Source organism: Clostridium magnum DSM 2767, from assembly GCF_001623875.1.
Lineage (GTDB): Bacteria > Bacillota > Clostridia > Clostridiales > Clostridiaceae > Clostridium_AM > Clostridium_AM magnum.
This window is the reverse complement of sequence record NZ_LWAE01000009.1, coordinates 83,828-98,265: the sequence shown is the minus strand read 5'-3', so window position 1 is coordinate 98,265 and position 14,438 is coordinate 83,828. Positions and strand designations below refer to the sequence as shown.

13 protein-coding genes, 1 pseudogene, 1 riboswitch and 1 other annotated feature are annotated in these 14,438 nt (G+C 32.8%); of the genes and pseudogenes, 10 read left to right on the top strand and 4 right to left on the bottom strand.

The features are described 5' to 3' along the window. Positions 1 to 19 precede the first annotated feature (19 nt). Positions 20 to 823: a methyltetrahydrofolate cobalamin methyltransferase gene (locus CLMAG_RS25260; protein ID WP_066629294.1), complete on the bottom strand. Its 804-nt coding sequence runs from the start codon at positions 821 to 823 to the stop codon at positions 20 to 22. Between the two features lie 1,015 nt (positions 824 to 1,838). Here CLMAG_RS25260 and CLMAG_RS32675 point away from each other — a divergent pair. The 7 genes and pseudogenes from CLMAG_RS32675 (at position 1,839) to CLMAG_RS25230 (ending at position 7,640) form a co-directional block, all read left to right on the top strand. Further along, positions 1,839 to 1,997 (top strand): hypothetical protein, encoded by a 159-nt coding sequence (locus tag CLMAG_RS32675; protein ID WP_161487030.1) that lies wholly within the window; start codon positions 1,839 to 1,841, stop codon positions 1,995 to 1,997. 212 nt (positions 1,998 to 2,209) lie between these two features. After that, positions 2,210 to 3,496, top strand: coding sequence for an IS4 family transposase (locus CLMAG_RS25255; RefSeq protein ID WP_066629292.1), 1,287 nt, complete (start codon positions 2,210 to 2,212; stop codon positions 3,494 to 3,496). A 165-nt stretch (positions 3,497 to 3,661) separates the two neighbouring features. After that, a pseudogene (locus CLMAG_RS25250) lies at positions 3,662 to 3,964 on the top strand (transposase); the annotation flags it as partial. Between the two features lie 242 nt (positions 3,965 to 4,206). Further along, positions 4,207 to 4,490, top strand: a binding site (T-box leader). Between the two features lie 136 nt (positions 4,491 to 4,626). Continuing rightward, complete coding sequence (locus CLMAG_RS25245; protein WP_066629290.1) at positions 4,627 to 5,202, top strand: 2-oxoacid:acceptor oxidoreductase family protein; 576 nt, start codon at positions 4,627 to 4,629, stop codon at positions 5,200 to 5,202. Further along, positions 5,202 to 5,501 (top strand): 4Fe-4S binding protein, encoded by a 300-nt coding sequence (locus CLMAG_RS25240; protein ID WP_066629289.1) that lies wholly within the window; start codon positions 5,202 to 5,204, stop codon positions 5,499 to 5,501. Before CLMAG_RS25245 ends, CLMAG_RS25240 begins: the two co-directional genes overlap by 1 nt. An 11-nt stretch (positions 5,502 to 5,512) precedes the next feature. Continuing rightward, the gene (gene porA, locus CLMAG_RS25235) at positions 5,513 to 6,694 is read left to right on the top strand and encodes a pyruvate ferredoxin oxidoreductase (RefSeq protein ID WP_066629288.1); all 1,182 of its coding nucleotides are present in this window, start codon (positions 5,513 to 5,515) and stop codon (positions 6,692 to 6,694) included. 13 nt (positions 6,695 to 6,707) lie between these two features. Further along, the gene (locus CLMAG_RS25230; protein ID WP_066629286.1) at positions 6,708 to 7,640 is read left to right on the top strand and encodes a thiamine pyrophosphate-dependent enzyme; all 933 of its coding nucleotides are present in this window, start codon (positions 6,708 to 6,710) and stop codon (positions 7,638 to 7,640) included. Positions 7,641 to 7,721: 81 nt separating this feature from the next. Here the strand turns inward: CLMAG_RS25230 and CLMAG_RS25225 are convergent, their stop codons facing one another. After that, positions 7,722 to 8,282 (bottom strand): nitroreductase family protein, encoded by a 561-nt coding sequence (locus tag CLMAG_RS25225; RefSeq protein WP_066629280.1) that lies wholly within the window; start codon positions 8,280 to 8,282, stop codon positions 7,722 to 7,724. Between the two features lie 280 nt (positions 8,283 to 8,562). Here CLMAG_RS25225 and CLMAG_RS25220 point away from each other — a divergent pair, with 280 nt between their 5' ends. From CLMAG_RS25220 to CLMAG_RS25210, 3 genes are read left to right on the top strand one after another with little or no spacing between them, the layout of a single operon-like run. Then, entirely contained in the window at positions 8,563 to 9,852 is a 1,290-nt protein-coding gene (locus CLMAG_RS25220) for a lactate racemase domain-containing protein (protein ID WP_066629277.1), read from the top strand. 32 nt (positions 9,853 to 9,884) lie between these two features. Further along, entirely contained in the window at positions 9,885 to 11,012 is a 1,128-nt protein-coding gene (gene proB, locus CLMAG_RS25215; RefSeq protein WP_066629274.1) for a glutamate 5-kinase, read from the top strand. 17 nt (positions 11,013 to 11,029) lie between these two features. Continuing rightward, the gene (locus CLMAG_RS25210) at positions 11,030 to 12,286 is read left to right on the top strand and encodes a glutamate-5-semialdehyde dehydrogenase (protein WP_066629271.1); all 1,257 of its coding nucleotides are present in this window, start codon (positions 11,030 to 11,032) and stop codon (positions 12,284 to 12,286) included. Positions 12,287 to 12,396: 110 nt separating this feature from the next. On the opposite strand, the gene CLMAG_RS25205 is transcribed toward CLMAG_RS25210, so the two are convergent. Further along, a complete protein-coding gene (locus CLMAG_RS25205) occupies positions 12,397 to 13,752 on the bottom strand; it encodes a PFL family protein (RefSeq protein ID WP_175562193.1) in 1,356 nt (451 codons plus the stop codon). Positions 13,753 to 13,776: 24 nt separating this feature from the next. Continuing rightward, on the bottom strand, positions 13,777 to 14,046 hold the full coding sequence (locus CLMAG_RS25200) for an ACT domain-containing protein (protein WP_066629268.1): 270 nt from the start codon (positions 14,044 to 14,046) through the stop codon (positions 13,777 to 13,779). A gap of 300 nt (positions 14,047 to 14,346) precedes the next feature. Beyond that, positions 14,347 to 14,436, bottom strand: a riboswitch (glycine riboswitch). Positions 14,437 to 14,438 lie beyond the last annotated feature (2 nt).

Here is a 14,438-nt window from a genome sequence, read left to right as displayed (position 1 = left end):
TCCTCATTATTTCATATAATTATTTCTTTTGACCAAATATTCCTTCTCTGTATGCTCCAATATATTCCATGCAGTACTCGTCTTCACCTAATAGTGCTTCTGTTGCAAACAACATTCCCATTAAGTCCTGATTTAATGGATCAAGAATAAAGCTGTCCATTCCTGCATTCATAGCCAATACTGCAAATGCCTGATTGACAATTTTCCTAGCTGGAAGATTAAATGATATATTGCTGACAGCTCCAGTGACATGAATCGTAGGATACTGTTCTTTGATTCCTTTTATAACTTCAGTTACAATGGAGATTCCTTCTTCGGATGTACATAACATTTCAATCAATGGATCAATATGCAACCTAGACGGATCAATGTTGTATTCTTTTGCTTTTGCCATTAAATCTGCAAATACATCCAAACGGTCTTTAGCAGTTTTTGGGATTCCTTTGTCGCTGTTCAAGAGAGCAACACACTCCCATTTTGTACCAGCAATCGCAGGAAATGCTACGTCAATCTTGTCCCCTTCCATTGATACGGAATTGAAAAGTCCTGGCTTCTTACAGTATTTCATGGCTTCTACGCATGTGTGAACGTTAGGGCTGTCCACTGCGATTGGAACATCGGTTGCATCCTGTACGATGTCTATAAGCCATTTCATTGTTTCTAGTTCGATATCATCATCCACTGAAGCACAAACATCAATAAAATCTGCACCTGCTTCAGCTTGCTTTATTGCAAGATTTCTTATGAATTCTGCATCCTTTTCTGCAATTGCCTTAGCTGTGGAGGGAATCGCTCCGTTAATTTTTTCACCAATTACTATCATATATATACACTCCTTCTTAAAACATTTACTTTAAGTTACAATCATATAAACTAGTACTACAACACTTTAAATTTCTTTGATTTGTATCTTATGCTTTTCATCCCCATATCACCCATAGTTGATAAAATAACGCAGTGAGATTCAAAAAAATCAGATTTGATGCTTTTACAATATTTTTACATATGATATGTTCATCATCCTGCACCGAAAAAGTCATGTTAAACATTTACATTAGGGAAGTGTAACCCATCAGCTGTTCACAACATTTAATTGGCCCTAATCAGGATATGTATCTGTTGCATCAATTGAAAGTATATGCCATAATCTCTAATTCTCCTGACTAAATTTATACATTTTTTTATTATTGTATAAGTAACACAAGAGCCAGCAGAAATCGTTGTAATTTATCAACCATTTGATATAATCATATTATAGCAAACGGAAATTTGTAATTCTATTTACACAATGCACATTTTTTTTACAATAATTTATACAAAATGTATAAAATAGAGGTGCTCATGAAATTAAATGCATATATTATCAAAGATTACGTATCATTCCCTATCATCACAAGTTTTTTGAATTCCAGTCTTCTTGATTACAATTTGGCCGTTTATACAACCTATTTACACTTCATTAAAACTTTTTAACTAAGTGTTCTTCTTATAGTATAAAGTAGTATTATTACAGCTTTGTTATAGTACTATGACAATTTTTTATTTACTAGGAATTTAAAAAAAATCGGCACAAAAAAATAGCCCGTGAGGGCTTGGAAATAGGATGTTCTAAGGTGTGTGTAAAATATCTCAAGGAATAAAATGTAAGCTGATTTATGAAAAAAACTATGTGAGAAGATGAGAAAATGGTAGGGGTTGTAAAAAATATATTTATAGATAATTGGGATGAATTTCAACAATTGAATAGAGGTAAAATAAGAAGTATTGTTTATAAGGAAATAGAGAAAATGCTTAATTGAGGTTCTTTAGACATAGGGTATATTGAGTTTAATATAGAAATGCATATAACTAGAAATGAATTTGGAGATGTTGATATGCCAGGATATGCATGCGAAGCATGTGACTCTACAATGATAGTTAAAAATCCTGAAAAGTTAAATCTTAAAGAAGCAGACTTTGATGAAGTATTTGAGGAATTTAAAAATAAAAATTTCTAGATTTTTAATGCTACCGCATAAATGTAACTGTAAAAAAATTAAAGGAAACCAATAAAAAAGGATAAACCAAAGGCTGCCGCCCAATGTCATCAAGTTAAAATGTAAGAAAAAGTTAAAAAGTTTCAAAGAAACACTTGACATTTGAAAATTGCCCCAATAATCAGAAAGAACACATAAATTTTGTGTATTTCTAATGATTAAAGGTGATTGAAATGAAGTTTAAAAAAAGCTTTGAAAAAGCCATGCTAGAAAGTAAAATAATGATTGAGGACTATATATTTAAATGTTCTAATAGGACAAGTCCATCACATTTTACGAGGTCTGGAAAAATGGGATTTAAAGAAACTATATTATTTATGCTTAATATGATAAACAAGTCTTTACAAGTAGAATTAAACAATTTTTTTGAAGTAATTTTAAAAAGAAAAGATACAATTTCAAAACAAGCTTTTTCAGAAAACAGGCAAAAAATTAATCCTAATGCATTTATTGAACTAAATGATAGAATAGTAGATGTTATTTATAAAGAATGTGATGAATATAAACTTTGGAATAGATATAGGTTATCTGCCATTGATGGTACTACAATAGAGTTACCTAATACAGAAACCTTAAGAAATGAGTTTGGATATGCGAAAAACCAACACGCTAGTGTAGCCATTGCTCGTGCAAGTGCTTCCTGTTTATTTGATGTGTTAAATAAAATTGTTATAAAAAGTAAAATATATCGTTTTGAAACTTCTGAAAGAAAAATAGCAATGGAATTAATTTCGGAAATGAAAAAAGACTCTTCTATAAAAGAACTGATATTATTGAATAGGGGATACCCAAGTAGTGAACTTATTTCTACACTGATTGAAAGCAATATTTATTTTGTTATGAGACTAAAAAATAATGTATTCAAGAAAAAAATTAATGCAGAAAAGCACGATCAAATAATAGAAATTACACATAATAAAAAAGTTTATAAAGTAAGAGTTATAAGGTTCCATCTTACCTCTGAAATTGAAGAAGTTTTAGTAACTAACTTATTTGATGAATCTATGAAAATCGAAGACTTTAAAGAATTATATTTTAAAAGATGGGGCGTAGAAATAAAGTATGATGAATTAAAAAATCGACTTGAAATAGAGAACTTTACAGGCATTACTAAAATAGCAATAGAACAGGATTTTTATGCTTCTATTTATCTATCGAATATGATTGAATTGGCACGTAAGGACAGTGATGAAATTGCAAAAGTTGAAAGAGAAAATAAAGAAACAAAGTATGAATATAGGGCAAACTTAAATATCTTAATAGGTAGTTTAAAAGATAAACTTATAATGATGTATCTTGAAGAAAATCCAAGAAAAAGAAATAAGATTTATAAAGAAATCATGCAAAAAGTCTCAAGAAGTAGCATTCCTATAAGACCCAATAGGCAAAATCCTCGTATCAAAAGAATTGCAAGAGGAAAGTATAAAAAAATAAAAAATGTAGTTTGTAGATTTAAATAAATAAGTTTCTAAAAATAATCCTATTAGGAATTTGAATAAAAAATTCCGACAATTGATAGGGTTTATTTGTCATACGAAAATAGAAGTTAAGACAAATCTTCTTTTAATTGTTTTGGACATTATAGATAATATTCCATATTATTGAATATTAACTTGATGACATTGGGCGCAAGCCCAATGATTCATAGTGATCGAGGTTTTCAATACACATCCTATGGCTTTAAACAAAAATTGGTTGATGCAAGAATGACTCAAAGCATGTCACGAGTTGGTAAGTGTATCGACAATGGTCCCATGGAAGCCTTTTGGGGAATTCTCAAATGTGAAAAATATTACCTACGCAAATATAATACATATGAAGATCTCTCTGAATCAATCGCTGAATATATTCTCTTTTACAATACTAAAAGATTACAAAAAAGATTAAACGGCCTAAGTCCAATGGAATTCAGGACTTTAGCCGCTTAAGCTGGTTTTTATTATTTCCGCTGTCTACTTGACAGGGTGCAGTTCATAAATCTATATTTTGGGTTATTTTAATTTGTGGAATTCTGTTACTAAATATAATTTATAGTGATAAAATTACTTAAATATAGGACGATATTAATGAATTTAGTTTTATTTATTGGTAAATATGTGAATATAAAAAATATATTGACATTTTAACTAAAAAATAATATACTTAACTAAAAGTTTCATAATTTAATAAAGTAAAGGCTGCGATGGAGAAAAAAATATTCGATGTATTAATTACAGAGAGCCAACGTTAGGTGTAAGTTGGTATTAATGTGGATATATAATGATCACTCTGGAGCCTCCAAGTTGAAAGGCTTTTGTTAAGTAAATGAGGACGTTTACCAGCGATACATGGTTATGGTTCACAATGAATAAGATATTTTAATCAGTGTTCAAAGTTGACCTGATAATGAGTGGCAATTAGTATATCTAATTGTAAATAAGGTGGTACCACGGAAGTATATCTCTCGTCCTTATAAGTATAATAAATTATGCTTATAAGGACGAGAGATTTTTTATTCATATAAAGCCTAGCGATTAAAAAGTTGGGCTTATAAATACTTGTGGAATTCTGCAAGGCACTAATACAAATTTAAATTATGGGGGTATAAAACATGGCACAGTTAACAGAAATAAGATGGCATGGCCGAGGGGGACAAGGTGCTAAAACAGCTTCTTTGCTATTAGCAGATGTTGCTTTTAGTATAGGAAAATATGTACAAGGTTTTCCAGAGTATGGACCAGAGAGAATGGGGGCACCAATAACTGCATACAACAGAATTAGCGAAGAAAAAATACTTGTACATTCTAATATTTATGAGCCTGACTATGTTGTTGTTGTAGACGATACACTTTTAGAAGTGGTTGATGTTACAAAGGGACTTAAGGAAGATGGTGCAATTATAATAAACACAGAAAAGAGTCAGGAAGAAGTAAAAAAGCATCTTAAAGGATATGTTGGAACCGTATACACTATTAATGCCAGAGAAATATCAGAAGCTTGTTTAGGTAAGTATTTTCCTAATACTCCTATGCTTGCAGCAGTAGTTAAGGTAGGCAAAGTAATGGATGAGAATACATTTATTGAACAAATGAGACATTCCTTTGAACATAAATTTGCCACAAAATCTGAGGTGATAGAAGGTAATATGAAGGCATTAGAGAGGTCTTTGAAGGAGGTAAGGAAGTAATGACTAAAACAAAGATAAATGAAACAACTACATGGAGAGAAATGACTGCTGGGGGAAACATATATTTAAGTGGTAATTCAGAGGAATTTATTACTGGAAGCTGGAGAACAGACAAACCTATATTTATAGAAGAAAAATGTAAGCAATGTTTGTTATGTGTACCAGTTTGCCCAGACAGTTCTATACCAGTTAAGGAAAGTAAACGATTAGAGTTTGACTATGATCATTGCAAAGGTTGTGGAATATGTGAAAAGGCATGTGCATTTGAAGCAATTAAAATGGTAAAGGACGAAAAATAGGAGGGGAAAATATGAGTATAAAAGAGAGACTATCAGGAAATGAAGCTATAGCAATAGCTATGAAACAAATAGAGCCAGATGTAATGCCTGCTTTTCCAATAACGCCTTCTACAGAAATTCCTCAATATTTCTCAAGGTATGTATCAGATGGAAAAGTAAGAACAGAATTTATACCAGTAGAAAGTGAGCATAGTTCAATGTCTGCAGCTATTGGTGCTCAAGCAGCAGGTGCAAGAACAATAACAGCAACATCATCCTGTGGACTTGCTCTAATGTGGGAGATGCTATATGTAGCTGCTTCAAATAGATTACCAATAACTATGGCGGTAGTAAACAGAGCATTATCCGGTCCTATAAATATAAATGCAGATCATTCTGACAGTATGGGAGCAAGGGATTCAGGATGGATACAGATATATTCTGAAAACAATCAGGAAGCCTATGATAATTTCGTACAGGCCATGAGAATAGGTGAACACAAAGATGTACTATTGCCAGTGATGATTTGCCAGGATGGATTTATAACAAGCCATGCAGTTGAAAATATTGAATTGATAGAGGATGAAAAGGTAAAAGCATTTGTCGGAGAATATAATCCAGAGCATTACCTTATGAATCCAAAGGAAACTATGTCTGTAGGTCCATATGATACATCTGCATACTATATAGAGCATAAGAGACTTCAGGCACAGGCTATGGTAAATGCAGAAAAGGTAATTTTAGAGGTAGCTGAAGAATTCGAAAAAATGACAGGTAGAAAATATGGATTATTTGAAGAATATCAACTTAAAGATGCAAAATATGCAATTGTACTAATTAACTCAACTGCAGGAACTGCAAAAGCGGCTGTAAATAAATTAAGACAGGAAGGGAAAAAGGTTGGATTACTTAAGATAAGAGTATTTAGACCATTCCCAGCAGAAAGAATTGCAGAGGCTCTTAAAAATACAAAGGTCATAGCTGTAATGGACAGATCAGAAGGTTTTTCAGCCTGTGGAGGCCCTGTTTTTGCTGAAGTGAGATCTGCAATGTTTGATGTAGAAAATGCTCCTAAGATAGTAAACTATGTTTATGGCTTAGGAGGAAGAGATGTTGCAATAAATGATATAGAAAAAGTTTATGATGATTTGAACGAAATAGATGCATCAGGAACTTATGGTGAAATATATAGATATTTAGGAGTTAGAGAGTAGGAGGTGGAGTACAATGGAATATAAATTTAAAGAAGAAATGAATAAACCAGAAAGATTGGCCAGCGGTCATAGAATGTGTGCTGGATGTGGGGCTCCTATTGCAGTGAGAAGTGTGCTTAGAGCTATAGAGGAAGAGGATAAGGCGGTAATAGGTTCCGCAACAGGATGTCTTGAGGTTTCTACATGTATGCATCCATATACATCATGGAAGGATTCTTTTATACATAATGCTTTTGAAAATGCAGGAGCAACTATGAGTGGTGTGGAAGGTGCATACAATGCTTTAAAAAGGAAAGGGAAACTTAATGAAAATTATAAGTTCGTAACTTTTGGTGGAGATGGAGGAACCTATGATATAGGGTTTCAATCACTGTCTGGTGCCATGGAAAGAGGACACGACTTTGTATATGTATGCTATGATAACGGAGCTTATATGAACACGGGAATCCAAAGATCGTCGGCAACTCCTAAGTATGCAGACACGACAACAACACCAGTTGGAGCTGTATCACAAGGTAAACCTCAGTTTAGGAAGGACTTAACAGAAATAATGGTAAGCCACAATATACCATATGTAGCCCAGACAACATTCATGGGAAACTTTAAAGATATACATGGAAAGTCCCATAGAGCAATATACAAAAAAGGACCAGCATTTCTAAATGTATTAGCTCCATGTCCAAGAGGATGGAGATATGAGACTGCTGATTTGATGAAAATGTGCAAATTGGCAGTGGATACATGTTTCTGGCCTATGTTTGAGGTTGAAGATGGAGAGTGGAGACTAAGTTATAAACCTAAAAATAAGCTTCCAATAGAAGACTTCTTAAAACCACAGGGAAGATTTAAGCACTTGTTTAAAAAAGGCAATGAACATATGATTGCTGAATTGCAAAAAGAGATAGATAAGCGTTGGGAAACTTTATTAAAAAAGTGTGAAGGTTAGATAGAAAAGCCATCGGGAAAAGAACCGATGGCTAGATTTTTTTATTTAAGGTTACCTCAATTAGTGAAGTAACCTTAAAAACTACTTAATGATATTTAGAACATTTTCTCTTCTTGGTGCTATGTTATCGGTTCCTGATGCTTTATAACCAAATGCACCTGAACCAACGACACTATAACCTTCTGGTATATTTAGCTCTTTTAGTAAAGCTGATCCTTCCTCAGTATCTGAGAAAGAAGTTATTGCATGAATCCAGCAGGAAGCAATATTCATTGATTCGGCAGCTAAAAACATATTTTCTAGTGCAACAGCGCAGTCAATTTGTGGTGCTATAGCTTTTTCGTAACCAGAAACTATAATTAATGTAGGAGCATTATAGAATACATTAAAACTTTTAGATTTAGCTCTTTCTTCAAAGGTTCTATTTCCTGATTTAAGAAAAATAGATTTGCATACTTCATTTATTTTATTTAATAATTCCTTGTTTTGGATTACAGTAAAATACCAAGATTGTTGGTTCATTGCACTAGGTGCGAACATACCAGCCTTTAATATTGTATTTAATTCTTCATCCTTAATCTGATCATGCTTATACACTCTTGTGCTACGTCTGCTTAATAGCGTCTTAATTGTTTCGTTCATATTAAAAATACCTCCTGTTAATATTTTGAATAAAATGGAATTGATATGTAACATATTTATAGTATAATAAATTTATGTATATAAATCAAATAACTATTAAAAAAACTTAATACAAACTGATTTTCCAATTAATTTGATAATTAAACATAATTTGTCATATTATTCAAATCCAATTCCTAGTTTCCCTTCATATCATAATTAAATTGTGGTATACTTACACTAAGTTATAAGATTTTACTTGACTTTAATATATTTTTCAAATTAGGGGGGCTATGTTATTATGAAAAAAATTGAAATGAATTATGGTAGGGTGAAAGTTACTGCTTCGCTGAAAGAAGAAAATTTAATGGGAATAATAGAAGGAAATGAGTTTAAGTTAACTAAGTCAGAGGATGAAATCATTTTAGATGCATTACATAATCCAATAGGAAGTCCAAGACTTAAAGAACTTGTTCATTCAGGTGAAACTGTTTGTTTGGTTATACCTGATGTTACAAGGGCATGGCAGAAAACAGATAGGTTTCTATCGAAAATTATAGAGGAATTAAATGCTGGTGGGGTAAATGATAAAGATATAACTATCATAAGTGCATTAGGTTCTCATAGAAATCAAACTGCTGAAGAACATGAAAAACTTATAGGTAAGGATTTAGTAAAAAGATTTGATGTGATTGATCATGATTGCTTCGATAAGGAAAATTTAGTATACCTTGGAGAAACTACATATGGAACACCAGTAATTTTAAATAAAAAAGCTGTAGAGTGTGATCATGTAGTGCTTGCAGGAGGTATTGTATATCATTTCCTTGCAGGTTGTGGTGGAGGAAGAAAGACTGTTCTTCCAGGAATATCATCTTATGAAACTATAATGAAAAACCACTCACTTTCTCTTAGTAAGAACTTAGGTGAAGGTAAAAATGAGGATGCAAAATGCGGAAAGCTTAAAGGAAATCCAATACATGAAGATATGATGCAGGCTGCAGCATTTTTAAAACCTACATTCTTATTTAATGTAATTGCGGGACATGATGGAAACATAGCTGCTGCTGTTAGTGGTAATTATGTAGAAGCTTTTTATGAAGGCTGTAATATAGTAGAACAAATGGATGGTGTAGAAATAAATGATAAAGCAGATCTTGTTATAGCTACAGCAGGTGGTTATCCAAAGGATATAAACTTCTATCAAACTAGTAAAACTATTATAAATGCAAGAGAAGCAGTAAAAGAAGGTGGAACAATAATCATTCTAAGTGAATGTAGTGAGGGGCTTGGAGGAAATCAAGACGTTCAAGATATATTACTTAATTTTGACACTTTATTAGATAGAGAAAAAGAATTAAGAAGAGAGTACAGTATTTCAAAGGATGTAGGATATATTTTCTGTGAAACTGCTTGTAAGTTTGATGTTATAATGGTTTCAGATTTAAACCCTGAGCTTCTTAAAAAGGCTAATATAAAGGTAGTGAAAACATTAGATGAAGCTTTAGAAATCACTTATAATAAAAAAGGTGAAAATTTAAAAACTTATGTTATGACTGCCGCAGCGAACACATTTCCAAGAATTAAATAACCTAAAATCGTTTATGAAGAGGATAGAGAAGTATGAGTATTAGAAAGAAACATCTAAAAAACATAAAAAGAATAGTAGTAAAGGTAGGATCATCAACGTTAACTCACGAGAGTGGTTTAATGAACATTAATCAGATTGAAAAGCTTGTAAGACAAATTTCAGACTTGCACAATCAAGGTATGGAAGTAGTTCTTGTTACATCCGGAGCTGTTGCAGCAGGAGTAGGTAGGCTAGGACTTAAGAGTAAACCTAAAACTATTCCAGAAAAACAAGCTGCTGCTGCAGTAGGACAGGGAATACTTATGCATATGTATGAGAAAATTTTTTCCGAATATGGAAAGGTAGCGGCACAAATTCTTATAACTAAAGATGATATGTCCCATAGAACAAGATTTTTAAATGCAAGAAATACGTTTTTTGCTCTTTTTGAACAGGGCGTTATTCCGATAGTAAATGAAAATGATGCTATTATAGTTGATGAGATAAAATTTGGAGATAACGATACTTTATCAGCTATTGTATCCTCTTTGATTGAGGCAGATTTATTGATTTTACTTTCAGATATTGAAGGTCTTTATGATAGTAACCCTAGAACAAACCCTAATGCAGTACTTATACATGAAGTTGAAGAAATTACAGAGGAAATTGAAAAATGTGCAGGAGGGGCAGGAACTTCTTTAGGTACTGGAGGAATGGCTACAAAAATAAGTGCTGCAAGAATCGCTACTACTGCTGGTGTTTCAATGGTTATAGTAAATGGAGCAAATAATAATATTATAAGAGATGTTGTAAATGAAGAGGAAGTTGGAACCTTTTTTGCGCCTAATGAACATCCGCTTCAGTTGCGTAAACACTGGCTCACTTTTAACACAGAGATAAATGGAAAAGTAGTAATAGATGATGGGGCAGTTAAAGCTCTAGTTGAAGAACATAAGAGCCTTCTACCTAAAGGTGTATTATCTGTAGAGGGATTCTTTCATCAAGGTCAGATTGTTTCTATTGTAAATACTGAAGGCATTGAAATAGGCAGAGGAATAACTAATTACGATTCATTAGAAATAGAACAAATAAAATCCTTGAAGACGGATGAAATAGAGAGTAAGCTAGGATATAAAAATTATGACGAAATAGTTCATTGCAATAATATGGTTAGATTTTAAAATGAGGTGATAGATGAATGAATATTTATGATTATATGGTGGAGAAAGGGTTACTAGCTAAAAAAGCCGCAAGAAAACTTGCTTATATAAGTACTGAGACCAAAAATAATGCATTAATTGCTATGAGTGAGGCTTTAGTAAAGAATAGTGATTTTATATTAGCGGAAAATGAAAAAGATATTACAAATGGTAAAAATAATGGTATGTCTCAAGGACTCTTAGATAGATTGGCTTTAAATATTAAGAGAATAGAAGATATGGCACAAGGGTTGAAAAATGTTGCTTTATTGCCTGATCCTATAGGAGAAGTAACAAAGATGTGGAGAAATCCAGATAACCTTCAGATTGGGCGAGTAAGAGTACCTCTTGGTGTTATAGGGATGATTTATGAGGCAAGACCTAATGTTACCGTGGATGCAGCAGCTTTGTGTATAAAATCAGGAAATGCTGCTATATTAAAAGGTGGTAAGGAAGCAATAAATTCTAATATAGCTATAGCAAATACTATTATAAAGGCTGCAGTAGAAGCAGGTCTTCCAGAGGGAAGTATTCAGCTTATAGAAACAACGGATAGAGAAGCAGTTAATGTTATGATGAAACTCAATGAATACATAGACGTGTTAATCCCAAGAGGTGGATCAGGCCTTATACAGACTGTAGTAAAAAATTCAACAGTACCTGTAATTGAGACTGGAATAGGAAATTGCCACGTATATGTTGATGAAGAGGCTGACTTAGAGATGGCTGAGAACATAGTTATTAATGCAAAAACTCAAAGAATAGGTGTATGCAATGCTATGGAGACATTATTAGTTCATAAAGATGCTGCACAAAAGCTTCTACCAAAGCTTGGAGAGCGCTTGAAATCTTTAGGAGTAGAGATAAGAGGCTGTGAGAAAACTGGAGAATATATAAAGGATATAGTAAGTGCTAGTGAAAAGGACTGGGAAACTGAATATTTAGATTTAATTTTAGCAGTAAAAATTGTAGACTCAATAGATGACGCAATGGATCATATATATATATATGGAACAAAGCATTCAGAAGCTATAGTAACAAATAATTACAGGAATTCTCAAAGATTTTTGAATGAAGTTGATGCAGCAGCAGTATATGTAAATGCATCTACTAGATTCACAGATGGAAGTGAATTTGGCTTTGGTGCGGAAATAGGAATTAGCACACAAAAACTTCATGCAAGGGGACCTATGGGACTTGAGCAATTGACTAGCATAAAATACATCATTTATGGAGAAGGACAGACTAGAAAGTAATTAAAAAACAGGATTAGCAATAGAAAACTATTAATGCTAATCCTGTTTTTATTATTTCCCCCAATTCATCTAAGGACTACCCATTCATATCTGATTCAAGCTTTATTTTATTAGTTCTTAAAGCTATGGATTGGTGCAGGAATATGTCCGCCTCTGTTTATAAAGTCTTCACTGGAGAATTTGCTTACAGGCATTATAGGAGCTGTTCCTAAAAGACCGCCAAATTCGGCTTCATCACCAACTGTTTTTCCGTAAACAGGGATTACTCTTACTGCAGTCGTTTTGTTATTTATAACCCCAATAGCTGCTTCATCTGCAATTATAGCTGATATAGTTGATTCTGGAGTGTCTCCAGGTATTCCAATCATATCAAGTCCTACAGAACAAACGCAAGTCATTGCTTCTAATTTTTCTAAATTTAAAGAACCAGCTTTTACTGCTGCTATCATTCCTTCATCTTCACTTACAGGAATGAATGCGCCACTAAGACCACCTACTTGGGAAGCTGCCATTACGCCACCTTTTTTAACAGCGTCATTTAAAAGAGCTAAAGCAGCAGTAGTTCCATGACATCCACAGCTTTCAAGTCCCATTTCTTCTAAAAGTCTTCCTACGCTATCACCTATAGCTGGTGTTGGAGCAAGGGATAAGTCAACTACACCAAAAGGAACATCTAGTCTTTTTGAAGCTTCTTGTGCAACAAATTGACCAAGCCTTGTTAGCTTAAATGCAGTTTTCTTTATTGTTTCTGAAACTATATCAAAACTTTGTCCTTTTACTTGTTCAAGGGCAGACTTTACAACTCCTGGTCCGCTAACCCCAACATTTATTATGCATTCTGCTTCTCCAACCCCGTGGAAGGCACCAGCCATAAACGGATTATCTTCTACTGCGTTAGCAAATACTACAAGCTTAGCACAACCTATGCTCTCATTATCTTTTGTAAGATAAGCAGCTCTTTTTATTATTCTACCCATATCTCTTACAGCATCCATGTTTATTCCGGATTTACTATTTCCAACATTTACTGAGGAACAAACTTTTTTTGTAACAGCTAAAGCCTCGGGAATAGATTCTATAAGTATTTTGTCTCCTTTAGAATATCCTTTTTGTACAAGTGCTGAGAACCCTCCTATAAAGTCAATTCCTAAAGTTTCAGCAGCTTTATCCAATGTCTTAGCGAATTCAACATAATCAGTATCATCGCAAGCTTGAGCAATAATAGATATAGGAGTTACAGAGACTCTCTTATTGACAATAGGTACTCCATATTCTGTTTCAATTTCTCTTCCAACTTTAACTAAGTTTTCAGCATATCTAGTTATTTTATCATAAATTTTAATTCTTGATTGTTTTCCGTCACTATGGCAGCAATCTAAAAGAGATATTCCCATTGTAATTGTTCTTATATCTAAATTTTGGTTATCAACCATTTTTATTGTTTCCATTATATTATTAAAATTGATCATTGGTTCAAAACTCCTTATAATTTAAATTTTGTACATTGAATTAAATATATCTGCTCGTTGAATTTTAATAGAAACTTCTATTTCATTAGCTTTACTTTCAAGTTTATCTTTTAATTCTGTAAAGTCTATTTCCATTTTTGATAAATCTACAAGCATTACCATAGTAAAATAACCCTCTAGAAGAGTTTGATTAATATCTAAAATATTTACATTGTTTTTAGACAGTACAGAAGTTACCTCATGAATAATACCTACCTTATCGTTTCCTAATACAGTTACAAATGATTTCATTTTATGTATCGCTCCTTCTTAAAATATATTTTAAAACCACCCAAATATGAAGTGGAAACTTGAATCAGATGGGGGTTCAAGCCCCATCTGATTCTTAGTTGAACGAATCCAGGGACGTAGCCGCTCGCAACGTACTCTTTGAGATGAGGGAGTATTAGAGCGGGTAGTCATCGGATAAAACAAAAGAGACTAAATTTAAAGTTAGTCTCTGGAAAACAAGATTTTTAAAAAAAGAATAAGTAATCGTTAATAAGCTTAAAAGCAAATAACTTAATAAGCTAATAATTATTTTTCTTAATATAAAAATGCTCTGTCCTTTTACCTGAGAGTTTCACCAAAAACTTGGTTTTCCCCTTCGGTGCTCATTTGAGTCTCTCCAGAGGTCCGTCCAA

Excerpts from the sequence above, each read along its gene's own strand:
- CLMAG_RS25260 (WP_066629294.1), bottom strand. The coding sequence starts at position 823 with ATGATAGTAATTGGTGAAAAAATTAACGGAGCGATTCCCTCCACAGCT.
- CLMAG_RS32675 (WP_161487030.1), top strand. The coding sequence starts at position 1,839 with ATGCATATAACTAGAAATGAATTTGGAGATGTTGATATGCCAGGATAT.
- CLMAG_RS25255 (WP_066629292.1), top strand. The coding sequence starts at position 2,210 with ATGAAGTTTAAAAAAAGCTTTGAAAAAGCCATGCTAGAAAGTAAAATA.
- CLMAG_RS25245 (WP_066629290.1), top strand. The coding sequence starts at position 4,627 with ATGGCACAGTTAACAGAAATAAGATGGCATGGCCGAGGGGGACAAGGT.
- CLMAG_RS25240 (WP_066629289.1), top strand. The coding sequence starts at position 5,202 with ATGACTAAAACAAAGATAAATGAAACAACTACATGGAGAGAAATGACT.
- porA (WP_066629288.1), top strand. The coding sequence starts at position 5,513 with ATGAGTATAAAAGAGAGACTATCAGGAAATGAAGCTATAGCAATAGCT.
- CLMAG_RS25230 (WP_066629286.1), top strand. The coding sequence starts at position 6,708 with ATGGAATATAAATTTAAAGAAGAAATGAATAAACCAGAAAGATTGGCC.
- CLMAG_RS25225 (WP_066629280.1), bottom strand. The coding sequence starts at position 8,282 with ATGAACGAAACAATTAAGACGCTATTAAGCAGACGTAGCACAAGAGTG.
- CLMAG_RS25220 (WP_066629277.1), top strand. The coding sequence starts at position 8,563 with ATGAAAAAAATTGAAATGAATTATGGTAGGGTGAAAGTTACTGCTTCG.
- proB (WP_066629274.1), top strand. The coding sequence starts at position 9,885 with ATGAGTATTAGAAAGAAACATCTAAAAAACATAAAAAGAATAGTAGTA.
- CLMAG_RS25210 (WP_066629271.1), top strand. The coding sequence starts at position 11,030 with ATGAATATTTATGATTATATGGTGGAGAAAGGGTTACTAGCTAAAAAA.
- CLMAG_RS25200 (WP_066629268.1), bottom strand. The coding sequence starts at position 14,046 with ATGAAATCATTTGTAACTGTATTAGGAAACGATAAGGTAGGTATTATT.